Origin of the sequence: Paraburkholderia rhynchosiae (genome assembly GCF_002879865.1) — a bacterium.
In the GTDB taxonomy this organism is placed as follows: domain Bacteria; phylum Pseudomonadota; class Gammaproteobacteria; order Burkholderiales; family Burkholderiaceae; genus Paraburkholderia; species Paraburkholderia rhynchosiae.
Genome location: NZ_PNXY01000010.1, coordinates 127,112 through 139,467, shown reverse-complemented (window position 1 = coordinate 139,467; position 12,356 = coordinate 127,112). Strand labels below are relative to the sequence as shown.

At 65.2% G+C, this 12,356-nt stretch carries 10 protein-coding genes and 1 riboswitch; of the genes, 5 read left to right on the top strand and 5 right to left on the bottom strand.

The features are described 5' to 3' along the window. Window positions 1-7: 7 nt before the first annotated feature. The 4 genes from cobJ to cobG are packed head-to-tail and all read right to left on the bottom strand — an operon-like array spanning window position 8 to window position 4,799. Window positions 8-1,885 carry a precorrin-3B C(17)-methyltransferase gene (gene cobJ / locus C0Z16_RS16315; protein WP_102633157.1) on the bottom strand — a complete coding sequence of 626 codons (1,878 nt, stop codon included), beginning with the start codon at window positions 1,883-1,885 and terminating at the stop codon, window positions 8-10. Beyond that, complete coding sequence (locus C0Z16_RS16310) at window positions 1,882-2,622, bottom strand: precorrin-2 C(20)-methyltransferase (protein WP_102633156.1); 741 nt, start codon at window positions 2,620-2,622, stop codon at window positions 1,882-1,884. The genes cobJ and C0Z16_RS16310 overlap by 4 nt, the downstream gene beginning before the upstream one ends. Beyond that, window positions 2,622-3,248: a precorrin-8X methylmutase gene (locus C0Z16_RS16305; protein ID WP_102633155.1), complete on the bottom strand. Its 627-nt coding sequence runs from the start codon at window positions 3,246-3,248 to the stop codon at window positions 2,622-2,624. The genes C0Z16_RS16310 and C0Z16_RS16305 overlap by 1 nt, the downstream gene beginning before the upstream one ends. A 9-nt stretch (window positions 3,249-3,257) precedes the next feature. Next, window positions 3,258-4,799, bottom strand: a complete 1,542-nt coding sequence (cobG, locus tag C0Z16_RS16300; protein ID WP_279635065.1) for a precorrin-3B synthase — start codon at window positions 4,797-4,799, stop codon at window positions 3,258-3,260. A gap of 81 nt (window positions 4,800-4,880) precedes the next feature. Further along, window positions 4,881-5,071: riboswitch (cobalamin riboswitch) on the bottom strand. Between the two features lie 83 nt (window positions 5,072-5,154). On the opposite strand from cobG, the gene cbiE reads away from it, so the two are divergent. The 4 genes from cbiE to cobM are packed head-to-tail and all read left to right on the top strand — an operon-like array spanning window position 5,155 to window position 8,972. Then, the gene (cbiE, locus tag C0Z16_RS16295; RefSeq protein ID WP_102633153.1) at window positions 5,155-6,411 is read left to right on the top strand and encodes a precorrin-6y C5,15-methyltransferase (decarboxylating) subunit CbiE; all 1,257 of its coding nucleotides are present in this window, start codon (window positions 5,155-5,157) and stop codon (window positions 6,409-6,411) included. Continuing rightward, window positions 6,411-7,499 (top strand): cobalt-precorrin-5B (C(1))-methyltransferase, encoded by a 1,089-nt coding sequence (locus tag C0Z16_RS16290; RefSeq protein ID WP_102633152.1) that lies wholly within the window; start codon window positions 6,411-6,413, stop codon window positions 7,497-7,499. The genes cbiE and C0Z16_RS16290 overlap by 1 nt, the downstream gene beginning before the upstream one ends. Continuing rightward, window positions 7,496-8,218, top strand: coding sequence for a cobalt-precorrin-6A reductase (locus C0Z16_RS16285; RefSeq protein ID WP_102633151.1), 723 nt, complete (start codon window positions 7,496-7,498; stop codon window positions 8,216-8,218). The genes C0Z16_RS16290 and C0Z16_RS16285 overlap by 4 nt, the downstream gene beginning before the upstream one ends. 28 nt (window positions 8,219-8,246) lie before the next feature. After that, the gene (gene cobM, locus C0Z16_RS16280) at window positions 8,247-8,972 is read left to right on the top strand and encodes a precorrin-4 C(11)-methyltransferase (protein WP_102633150.1); all 726 of its coding nucleotides are present in this window, start codon (window positions 8,247-8,249) and stop codon (window positions 8,970-8,972) included. A gap of 4 nt (window positions 8,973-8,976) precedes the next feature. Here the strand turns inward: cobM and metE are convergent, their stop codons facing one another. Next, window positions 8,977-11,271, bottom strand: coding sequence for a 5-methyltetrahydropteroyltriglutamate--homocysteine S-methyltransferase (metE, locus tag C0Z16_RS16275; protein ID WP_102633149.1), 2,295 nt, complete (start codon window positions 11,269-11,271; stop codon window positions 8,977-8,979). Window positions 11,272-11,413: 142 nt separating this feature from the next. On the opposite strand from metE, the gene C0Z16_RS16270 reads away from it, so the two are divergent. After that, window positions 11,414-12,334, top strand: coding sequence for a LysR family transcriptional regulator (locus C0Z16_RS16270; RefSeq protein ID WP_102633148.1), 921 nt, complete (start codon window positions 11,414-11,416; stop codon window positions 12,332-12,334). Window positions 12,335-12,356: the final 22 nt, after the last annotated feature.

Here is a 12,356-nt window from a genome sequence, read left to right as displayed (position 1 = left end):
GCCACACTTACTCGTACCAGCGCGGCGTATAAACCCATTGCGCGCCTTTGGTAAATCGGCGCGTGGTCGACGAGCCCACGATCACCATCGTGCGCATGTCGACATCTGTCGAGCGCAGTTCGCCGAGCGTCACCGTGCGCAGCGTGCCGCCCGGTCTGCCGATGTCGCGTCCGAGCACGACCTGCGTATGCGCCGCGCGATACGTACGCACGATGTCCAGCGCTTTGTCCAGTTGCCACGGACGCGCGCGCGAAATCGGGTTGTAGAACGCCATCACGAGATCGGCTTGCGCTGCATGCCGCAAGCGTTTTTCGATGATGTCCCACGGTTTCAGATTGTCCGACAGCGACAGCATGCAGAAGTCGTGACCGAGCGGCGCACCGGCTTGCGCGGCGGTCGCCATGGCCGCCGACACGCCCGGCACCATGCTGAGTTCGACAGCGGCCCATGCCGTGTTCTCCGATGCGTCGAGCGCTTCGAGCACGGCTGCGGCCATCGCGAACACGCCGGGGTCGCCGGACGACACCATCACCACCGAACGTCCCTCGCTTGCGAGCTCGAACGCGTGGCGCGCGCGCTGCATTTCCTCGCGATTGTCGGTGCCGTGCACGCGCTGATCGGCGCGCAGTGGGCCGGCCATCTTCACGTACGTGTCGTAGCCGAGGATATCGGTGGCTTCGTCGAGCGCCGTGCGGGCGGCGGGCACCATCAGTTCCGCGCTGCCGGGACCGAGACCGATCACCGTCAGGCGGCCGCGTGCGCGGCCTATCGTGCCGGGGTCGTTTGCCAAAGGCGAGAGTGCTAGCGCGACGCCTTGTTGCGGGTCGCCGTGCAGCGTTTCATAGGGAATGCGCAGTGCGGCATGCAACAGGCTGGCGGGCGAGTTGCCGTCTGCGGGATGCTGGGCGAAACGCAGCGGAACGTTAAGGATTGCTGCGGCTTCGGCAAGCGCCGCGTCCGTCATGCGCTCGGACGATGCAAGCAAGGCCGCGAGCGAAAGCGCGGCGAGGCCGTGGGCGTCGAGTAAAGCGCGGACGCGGGCCGCGATTTCGGCGGCGGCGTTTGTGTTTGCGTTTGGCTTTGCCTCGGTGTTTGCGTCTGCGCCTGCCTCTGCGTTCGCGTTCGCCGCTGCCTTCGTCTCTGCCTTCGTCTCTGGCTTCGCGTCTGGCTCTGCATTTGCCTCTGCGTCTACCTCTGTCTTCGCATTCGGATCTACCTTCGCACATGCACCGGCACTCACAGCGCCAAACGTCACCGCCACGACCACACTGCGTGGATGAATCACCAGCTCATCCTCACGCTCATCCCACGCGCGCGGCGTCACGCGAATCGCAAGCCGCGCGGATGCGGAGCGGGGCAGTTGCGCGTCGTCGAGCCACGGCGCCTCGCCTTCCACGCGCGTGCTTTCGCCCGCCAGCAAATCCGACACGAAGCGCTTGCCCTGGCCGATATCGGCGAGCGTATAACCGTCGGGCGGATTCAGCACACACGTGCCGAATCTCAGTTCGCCGCTCGTGGTAATCGCGGGCGAAACGCAGAGCGCCGCGGCAATCTCGCGCGCCATCACGTTGACGCCGGCGAGGCCGCCGAGCAAGGGCACGACCGCGCTGCCGTCTTCGGCGACGGCGAGCACCGGCGGTTCGACGCCCTTGTCCGAGAGCAGCGGCGCGACGCAACGGATCACGATGCCGGCCGCGCACAAGGCGACAATCGGTGTGCCGCGTGCATACAGGTCACGCAGATGCGCGCCCAGTTCGCTGTACGCGACATCCGCTTCGACGCGCCCTTGCAACGCATGCACCTGCGAACCGGCATACCGCGCCTGAATGCCCCGGGCGGTGTCCAGCGCGCCCGCGCCGAGAATCACAATCGCCGGCGACATCATCCTTGCCATTTTTCCCCCGGCACGACGAGCAGCGAAAAATACGGCGACGCCATGGGGTCGACTTCGGCGAGCGGCACGATGCGCTGATTGCCCATCGTCGCGCGTTCAACGTATAGCGCGCGGTGCGCAAGGCCGAGTTCGCCGAGCACGCGCCGCACCTTGTCGAAGTTGCGGCCCAGTTTCATCACGACGGCGGCGTCGGCATCCGCGAGACGTCGGCGCAATTCGTGTTCCGGCAGCACGCCCGAGAGCACCGACAGGCTCTGGTTGCGATACACCAGCGGCGCACCGAGCACGGCTGCGCCGCCCAGCATCGAGCAGACGCCCGGCACCACCTCGCTTTCGTAGCGCGCCGCGAGCCGGTCGTGCAGGTACATATACGAGCCGTAGAAGAACGGATCGCCTTCGCAGATCACGGCAACGTCGCGCCCCGCATCGAGATGCGCGCCGACTATTTCCGCCGCGGTGTCGTAGAAGTCCGCGATGATCGCTTCATACGAAAGCGGCGGCTCGAGTGCCTCCGTGGTGACGGGGTAGACGAGGGGCAGGTGTTGCTGCGCGTCGTGCAAGTGCGCCTCGATGATGCTGAACGCGTTACCCTTCTTGCCCTTCGCGACGAAGTAGGCGACCACGGGCGCCGCCTTCAGCAGACGCAACGCTTTCAGCGTGATGAGTTCCGGGTCGCCGGGACCGACGCCCAGCCCGAAGAGTCGCCCTGCACCTTGTTGCGCGGCCATCATTCGACCTCCGTTGCCAGCGCGTTGACTGCCGCTGCGGCCATCGCGCTGCCGCCGCGCCGGCCGTGCACGACGACGAACGGCACGCCGCGGCTGTCTTGCGCGAGCATCGCTTTCGATTCCGCGGCGCCGACAAACCCCACGGGAAAGCCGAGAATCAACGCGGGCTTCGGCGCGCCGGCATCGAGCATGTCGAGCAGATGAAACAGCGCTGTGGGCGCATTGCCGATCACGACGACGCTGCCGGCCAGATGCGGACGCCACAATTCGAGCGCGGCCGCCGAGCGGGTATTGCCGAGTTCAAGAGCGAGCGCGGGCACGTCCGCATGTGTGAGCGTGCAGATCACGTCGTTGTTCGCGGGCAGCCGCGCGCGCGTGATGCCTTGCGCGACCATGCCGGCATCGCAGAGAATCGGTGCGCCTTGCGCGAGCGCCGTGCGGCCTGCGGTGCCGGCGTTCGCGGAGAACGCGAGATCGTCGATCAAGTCGACCATCCCGCATGCGTGGATCACGCGCACTGCGAGCTTTTCGAGGTCGGCAGGAATGCGCGACAAGTCGGCTTCCGCGCGGATCGTCGCGAAGGATTGACGATAGATCTCCTGACCGTCGCGAATGTAATCAAGCATCTGTGTCACTCATTTGTGTCGCTCGTTTGTGTCACTCGTTTGTGTCACTCCGGCGAGGCGCGCGAGCGTGTCGGCGGCCTGTTCGATCGTCAGTTGGCGCGCGACGCATTGGCCGAAGCCTGGCTGTCCGTCGCGTCGATAAAGGTCGTACATGCCGGGCGCCGCGGCGAGCAGCGTGAACGGCGCGCAATGCGCGGCGGCGCATGAGCGCTCGCAACCGCTTAAATGCATGTCGACGCCGGCGGGCAAGCGCGTGGCGAGCGTTAGCGCGTCGGTTTTGGTATCCGCGAGGCTCTTCGCGCAGCCGCTTGAACCGGCGCACGCGATCAGGCGTGTGATTGCATCCGCGGGATTGCTGGCGAGGCCCAGCGCGTTGAGCGCGGCGAGCACGGCGGCCACCGCGTGCGATGCGACGTCGGGCAGCAGCACGCTTTGCCACGGCGTGATGCGAAGCGTGCCGTTGCCGTGTTGTTGCGAGAGCGCGGCAAGGCCGTGCAGCGTGGTTGCGTCGATGCGGCCGAGCGGCGGCTGGCCGCCGACGTGCCACGTATCCGGGACGCGTTGCGCATGCGCGCCGAGCCGCAGCGAGGCGTCGGCGGGTGTGCTGCGGCGCCAGTCGGCGAGAGATGCGTCGCGTGTCAATGGGAAATCAACATACGTTTGGGCATGCTGCAATACGGCGTCAATAGAATACGAGGCAAGCAGATGACGCATACGCCTGGCATCGGCGGCCGCGAGGTCGATGAACGTGTGCAGAAGCGCGCGCACGAGTGCTGGAACTTGCGAGGGCAGGATCGAGGCTAACGCGCCTGTGCCATCGGCGGGCTTGCATCGCACGGAACCGGACGAGTCGTTGCGGGCGTTTTGGGCAGACGCGGACCCCGGCGGGCATCCCGCCAGACCGAATACAAAGCGCACGCCATCAGCCCCTTGCGATGCCGCAAGCCAAATATCATGTGGATGATCGGGCCGCGCGAGCCGCTCGCCGCCATCGAGCAACAGCGCGAATTTCGGCGACAGAGCCGCGAAACGCGCTTCGCTTTGCAGCAGCGTAAGCAGTTCGGCGCACATCGGCCGTGTGTCGAACGGCGCAGAGGGATCGCGTCCGGCAGTCGGGCTGACCATGACGTTGCGCACGTCATCAGCAGCGGAGGCTTCAAGTGCGTACGCGTTGTGATCGTGATCGCGCCCCGCGGCGGCGTTGGCCGGCGCTGAACGGTTGATTTCAGTAGAGCCCATTGCAGCGGTCGGCCCGAGCCCCGCATCGATCAGCGCGCTGACAAGCGCCGCTTCATGTCCATCCCGCACGCCGCGCACCTGCAAATTCGCGCGATTGGTCAACTCGATCACGCCCGCCGCGTGCCGCGCGCTCGCGTGTGCGATGGCCTCGGCCTGAGCCGCGCTCAACTCGCCGCCTGGAAGCTTGATCCGGCAGATGCCGCCATCGCGCGCGGCGACGATCCGCAACAGCCCCGGACAGGCCGAGGGCCACGGCGCAGACGCCGCATCAGGCAAGACAGTGGAGGGCGAAACTGGATTCAAGACGGACACCGGGTTAGCGTCGCGCGACGGCCCGAGCAAGCGATGAAGCGGCATGCTGCGGCATCGGTACACCCCGCCCGATGTTGGCTGGCACGAACAGTCTCGCCGGCAGGTCTCCTGGCTCACAGGTCATCGTCCGTCGCGGCCTTCCCGGTCTAACCAGTGGCGCGGAGCGCAGGCGGACTCGCTGCATACAGTTGCGGGGGCAGCCGCAGCGGCACTGTGTTGCCCGCTGTGTTCCCTCTTAGGCCCCGAAGGGCACCGGCGGCTGTATTATGCCTTTTTTCGAATGGCACAACGAAGCGCGGCGCTGGTTCAGCGCGGCGCAGCGCAATGATTGAAGACACACAATGAGGAAGGATGCATGCCGGCGTGGCTGACGGTGGTGGGCATAGGCGATGACGGCTTCGCCGGTTTGGGACGGCCCGCGCGGCGTGCGTTGCTCGAAGCGTCGGTGATCTACGGCGGCGAACGCCATCTGTCGATGCTGCCCGCGCGGCTTGCCGCGCGCCGTGCCGCGTGGCCGCGTCCGTTCGATCTCGCGCCCTTGCTCGCCGAGCGCGGCGGCTCCGTATGCGTGCTGGCGAGCGGCGATCCGATGCTGTTCGGCGTCGGCGCGACGCTGGCGCGGCAGTTGCCGGCCAGCGAGTTGCGCGTGCTGCCCGCCCCGTCGTCGTTGTCGCTCGCCGCCGCGCGGCTCGGCTGGCCGTTGCAGGACGTCGCCGCCGTGTCGCTGGTGGGCCGCCCGCTGCCAACGTTGAATGCCTATTTGCACGACGGCGCGCGCCTCTTCGTGCTGAGCGCGGACGGTCGTACGCCCGCGGCGCTTGCCGATCTGCTGAACGCGCGCGGTTTCGGCGCAACACGCATGACCGTGCTCGAACATCTCGGCGGCGACGAGGAGCGGCGCATCGATGGCCGCGCGGATCAGTGGTCTGCGGGCGATGTCGCCGCGCTCAATCTGGTCGCGCTCGAATGCCGCGCAACGGAAGGCGCGCCGCGTCTGCCGCTCACCTGCGGCTTGCCCGACGACGCGTTTCGTCACGACGGCCAGCTGACCAAACGCGATGTGCGCGCGATCACGCTCGCGCGCCTTGCGCCGACGCCCGGGGAATTGCTGTGGGACGTGGGCGCGGGCAGCGGCTCGATCGGCATCGAATGGATGCGCGCAGATCCGGCGTGCCGGGCGATTGCTATCGAAGGACAGGCGGAGCGTCAACGCTTCATTGAACACAATCGCGATGCGTTGGGCGTGCCGGGCCTGCAACTCGTCGCGGGCCGAGCGCCGCAAGCGCTCGAAGGATTGCCCGCGCCAGACGCGGTGTTCATCGGCGGCGGGGTGACGGTGCCCGGTGTGCTCGAAGCGTGCTGGGCGAATCTGCGCGAGGGCGGCCGGCTGGTCGCCAACGCGGTGACGTTGCAAGGCGAGGCCGCGCTCGTCGCATGGCGCGAGCGCCACGGCGGCACGCTGACGCGCATCGCGCTGGCCGACGCACAACCGCTCGGCGGATTCGATACCTGGCGTCAGGCGTTGCCGATAACGTTACTGGATGTGGTCAAGCCTGCCCTTGGCAATGGCGTCGCTGGTCACACCGGCCCCGACTTATCCGCGAAACCGTAATGCGCGACGAAACTCCCGAACAACCCGCGCCGCTGCGCAGCGGCTACACGACCGGCAGTTGCGCGACGGCGACGTCGCTGGCGGCGGCGCGTCTGCTGCTCGCGGGTGTCGTCAGCGAGGTCGCGGAGATCGTGTTGCCGAAAGGCCAGCATGTGCCGATGCCGCTCGTGTTCTGCCGCCTGACCGACGAGGGCGCCGAAGCCGGCACGATCAAGGACGCAGGCGACGATCCCGACGTCACGCATGGCGCCGTGGTGTTTGCGCGCGTGCGGCTGCTCGCGGAACCGGGCGTGGTGTTCCGTGCGGGGCCGGGCGTGGGCACGGTGACGCGCGCGGGACTGACGCTCGCGGTCGGCGAACCGGCGATCAACCCGGTGCCGCGCAAAATGATGACGGAGCATCTCGCCGAACTCGCGGCCGAGCATGCCTATCGCGGCGGCTTCGAAGTGACGATTGGCGTGGAAGACGGTGAAGCGCTCGCGCTCAAAACGATGAACCCGCGGCTCGGTATTGTCGGTGGTCTGTCGATCTTGGGCACGACCGGCATCGTGCGGCCGTTTTCGTGCTCGGCTTATATCGCGTCGATTCATCAGGGTATCGACGTTGCGCGCGCGAACGGTTACATGCATGTTGCCGCGTGCACCGGCAATGCGAGCGAAGATGCGATGCGCGCTCACTATGGCTTGCCGGACATCGCGCTGATCGAAATGGGCGACTTCGTCGGCGCCGTGCTCAAGCACATGAAGCGCGCGCCGGTCGAGCGCCTGAGTATTTGCGGCGGCTTCGGCAAATTGAGTAAGCTCGCGGCCGGCCATCTCGATCTGCATAGCCGCAATTCGAGCATCGATCTCGAACGGCTCGCCGGTTGGGCCGCCGAACACGGCGCGGACCACGCGCTGCAATGCGCCATTCGTGCAGCCAATACGAGTCAGCAGGCGGTCGCATTGGCGCACGCGCAGCATGTGCCGCTCGGCGATATCGTCTGCGCCCACGCGCTCGCGGTGGCCCGCGAAATCGTGCCACCGCAAGTGAACGTGGAGACGTTCGCGATCGACCGTCAAGGCAATCTGATTGGAATGGCGCGATGACGCGTGTTCTGCTGCTCGGCGGCACCGGCGACGCATTGCGGATTGCGCGCGAACTTCGCCCCGGCGACGTGTACAGTCTCGCGGGACTCGGCAAGGTGCCCGACGATTTGCCCTGCGCGGTGCGCGTGGGCGGCTTCGGCGGCAGTGAAGGCATGGCCCGTTATATCGAGCACGAAGGTATCGGCCTCGTGATCGACGCGACGCATCCGTACGCCGCGCAGATCAGCGCGAACGCAGCGCAGGCGAGCTGCTCGACGCGGGTGCCTTGCTGGGCGCTCCGTAGGCCGGCGTGGCAACCGCAAGCCGGCGACGATTGGCGCGTGGTCAATGACTGGAGCGAATTGACGGACGCCCTCGCGCCATTCAGGCGTCCACTCTTCACACTCGGACGCGAACCGCTCGCGCATCTCGACGAGATTCCCGCGCATCAGTTCTGGTTCGTGCGCTGTCTCGACTCGCACCCGGATACGACACGCGCGCGCATACTCGCGGCGCGCGGGCCATTCACGCTCGAAGGCGAACGCGCGCTGTTCGCGTTGCAAGGCTTCGACGTCGTGGTCAGCAAAAATAGCGGCGGCAGCGCGACCGAAGCGAAACTCGAAGTCGCGCGTGACCGCCATTTGCCTGTTGTGTTGCTGCGTCGTCCGCAATTGCCCGCAGTGGACCGCGAATTCGAACGCGTAGCGGATTTGCTCCAGGCACTGCATCTGTCAGATTGAGTCCTCGGCTTGAATCATGGAGTTTTGAATGACGGTGTTTTTTATCGGCGCGGGTCCTGGCGACCCGGAACTGATCACGGTGAAAGGGCAGCGTCTCGTGCGCAGTTGCCCGGTGATCCTGTATGCGGGTTCGCTCGTGCCGCCCGCGGTGCTCGAAGGTCATTCGGCGGTTGACGTTATCAACACGGCCGAACTCGACCTCGATCAGATCGTCGCGCTACTGAAGAGCGCACACGATAAAGGCCAGCACGTGGCGCGCGTGCATTCGGGCGACCCGTCGTTATACGGGGCAATCGGCGAACAGATTCGCCGGTTACGCGAACTCGATATTCCCTACGAGATCGTGCCGGGCGTGACCGCAACGGCGGCGTGCGCGGCGGCGCTCGGCTGCGAACTCACGCTGCCCAATATTTCGCAGACGCTGATCCTCACGCGCTACGCGACCAAAACGACGATGCCCGAAGGAGAACAGCTTGCCGATCTCGCACAGCATCGCGCGACGATGGCCATTCATCTCGGCGTGCGGCACCTCGCGCGCATCGTCGATGAATTGCGGCCGCATTACGGCGGCGCGTGTCCGATTGCGGTGATCTATCGTGCGAGCTGGCCCGACGAGGAAAAAATCACCGGCACGCTCGACGATATTCTCGGCAAAGTGCAATCGACGCAGATCGAGCGCACTGCGTTGATCCTTGTCGGACAGGTGCTCGCCGCGGAAGGCTTCGCGGACTCGACGTTGTACGCGAAAGCCTGATCGCTCAGACGCTCAGTTCATCGCACTCGCGCGCGGCGAGCTTTGCACGTAATGCTTTCGCGGCTCGCACCATGTTGGTCAATGCGGCTTCCGTCTCGGGCCAGCCGCGCGTCTTCAATCCGCAATCGGGATTGACCCACAGACGCTCAGCCGGAATCACTTCGCACGCGCGTTCGAGCAAGCGCTGCATCGCTTCGGTGGACGGCACGCGTGGCGAATGAATATCGTAGACGCCTGGGCCTATTTCATTCGGGTACGAGAAAGCGCCGAAGCCGTCGAGCAGTTCCATCGCCGAGCGCGAGGTCTCGATCGTGATCACGTCGGCATCCATTGCCGCAATCGACGGCAGGATATCGTTGAACTCCGAATAGCACATATGCGTGTGAATCTGCGTTCGGTCATCGACGCCCGCCGCCGAAATTCGGAATGCGCGCGTCGCCCATTCCAGATACGCGGCCCAATCGGCCGTGCGCAACGGCAGGCCTTCGCGAAACGCCGGTTCGTCGATCTGGATGATGCGGATGCCGGCTCTTTCGAGGTCGACGACTTCGTCGCGGATCGCGAGCGCGAGTTGCAATGCGGTGGCCGAACGCGGCTGGTCGTCGCGAACGAACGACCATTGCAGCAGGGTCACGGGGCCGGTCAACATGCCTTTCATCACGCGCGGCGTGAGCGATTGTGCGTAACGCGCGGTCTCGACCGTGATCGGCTCGGGACGGTACACGTCGCCGTAAATGATGGGCGGCTTCACGCAGCGTGAGCCATAGCTTTGCACCCAGCCGTTCTCGGTGAACGCATAGCCCCATAACTGCTCGCCGAAATATTCGACCATGTCGTTGCGCTCGGCTTCGCCATGCACGAGCACGTCGAGGTCCAATGCTTCCTGTTTGCGTACCGCGAATTCGATTTCCGCGCGCATGCGCTGCAAATAGTCGAGTGCGCGCAGTTCACCGCGCTTGTAGGCGGCGCGTGCCTGGCGGATCGACGCCGTTTGCGGGAACGAACCGATGGTCGTGGTCGGCAGCAGCGGCAGGTCCAGCGCTTCGCGTTGCACGATATTGCGTTTGGCAAATGGGCTTTTGCGTTCGGCCATCTCAGCGCTGACGGCGGCCACGCGTTTTTGCACCAGTGCGTTCACGACCGCGCTCGAATTGCGGCGTGCTTCGAGTGCGACATCGGCGGCGGTGAGCGTGGCTTGCGCCGCTGCGGGATCGCCCAATGCGAGCGCGACAGTGGCGACTTCGTCTAACTTTTCTGTCGCGAAGGCGAGCCACGATTTCAGGTCCGCATCGAGCTTCTTCTCGGCGTGGAGCGAAACGGGCACATGCAGCAGCGAACATGATGGTGCAATCCACAAACGCTCGCCGAACTCCGCATGCACATCGCGCAACGCTTCGACGATGCCGCGCAGATCCCCGCGCCAGATATTGCGTCCATCGATCACCCCCGCCGACAACACCGCATGCGCCGGCAACGCCGCACGCCACGCGTCGAGTTGTTGCGGCGCGCGCACCAGATCGACATGCACGCCGGCGATGGGCAGCTTCGCGAGGCGCGGCGCGTGGGCCGCTGCGGTGTCGAAGTAAGTGGCGAGCAGCACGTTCACGCGCGTTGTGCCGAGCCCGTCATACGCCGCGGAAAATGCTTCGAGCCATTCGTGCGGCAGATCCACGCAGAGCGCGGGTTCATCCAGTTGCACCCACTCGATACCGCGTTGCGCGAGGTGTTCCAGCAGAAGGCGATAGCGAATCACGAGCTTCGGCAGCAACGACAAACGGTCGAACCCGGCGACGTGGCTTTTCGATAGCCACAGGTACGTGATCGGCCCAATCAAGACCGGCTTGACCGGCAGGTTCAGCGCGAGCGCTTCGTCGATTTCATCGAGCAGCCATTGCACGCCGCCGTCGAACGTCGTATCAGGGCTCATTTCAGGCACCAGGTAGTGGTAGTTGGTATCGAACCACTTGGTCATCTCCATGGCCGGTTGCGCCGCACTGCCGCGCGCGAGTTCGTAGTATTGCGCGAGCGACAGCGTCGCCGGATCGAAACCGAAACGCGGTGGCAATGCGCCGAGCAGCGCGCTCAGATTGAGCATCTGATCGTAGTAAGCGAAATCGCCGACGGCGACGAAGTCGAGTCCTGCGTCGTGTTGCAACTTCCAGTGACGCGCCCGCAATTGCGCGGCGACGCGGCGCAATTCGCTTTCATTCGATTCGCCGCGCCAGAACGATTCCTGTGCGAATTTGAATTCGCGCCGCGCGCCGATGCGCGGAAAGCCGGAAAGATGCGTGCGGGCCATGTGAGTCCTTTGTGCGTTGTATGAATTGGCGCCTAGTGTGAAAGTCGAGCTATGATTCATCAAGCGACATGTTTTCAACAATGTATGAGCCATATTCATATGCCATTCCCACACCCCACATCGTTCACAACGGAGGGGCTACATGCTTGAGCTTCGCCACTTGCGCTCGCTGATTGCCATTGCCGATTCGGGCAAGCTCATCGCGGCCGCCGAACGTGTGCACTTGAGCCAGTCCGCACTTTCGCATCAGATCCGCGATATCGAGGCGCATTACGAGGTGTCGCTATTCGAACGCACGAAGCAGGGCTTGCGCTTCACCGCGGCCGGCGAGCGTCTGCTCGCGTTAGGCCGCGAGACCACTGCAGCGGTGAGCGCGGCGGAGCGCGACCTTGAGCGCCTGAAGGGCGACACGCGCGGCGAATTGCGCATCGTGCTCGAATGTCATACGTGCTTCGACTGGCTGATGCCGGTCATGGACGAATTTCGCCGCCGTTGGCCCGAGGTCGAGGTCGATCTCGTCGCGGGCTTTCATGCGGACCCGCTGCGACTCCTGAGCGACGGCAAAGCCGACGTGGTGATCGGCTCGCAGCCGGCAAAGCGGCGCAGCCTGCATATCGCGCCGCTGTTCCGCTTCGAGATTCTGGTGGTGATGGCTAACGAGCACAGACTGCGCAACAAGCGCCGTGTGGTGGCGGAAGATCTGCGCGACGAGACGTTGATCACGTATCCCGTGCCGGAGGCGCGCATCGATCTGATTCGCGAGGTGCTCGAGCCGGCGCGCATTAAACTGGAGCGGCGCACGGCGGAGTTGACCATCGCGATCATGCAACTGGTGGCTAGCCGCCGCGGGATCGCGGCGCTGCCGAACTGGGGCGTGAAGAACTACGTTGATCACGATTACGTGCTGGCGAAACGCGTCGGCACGCAAGGCTTGTGGAGCGAACTCTATGCGGTGGCGGCCAAGAGTTTCGCAAGCCGCCCTTACTTCGGCGACTTCGTCACGATTGTGCGCGACACGTGCGCGGCGCAACTCGACGGCATCGAGTTGCTGACAGCGGTTTAGTCTTGCAGCGGCCTGGTCTCTA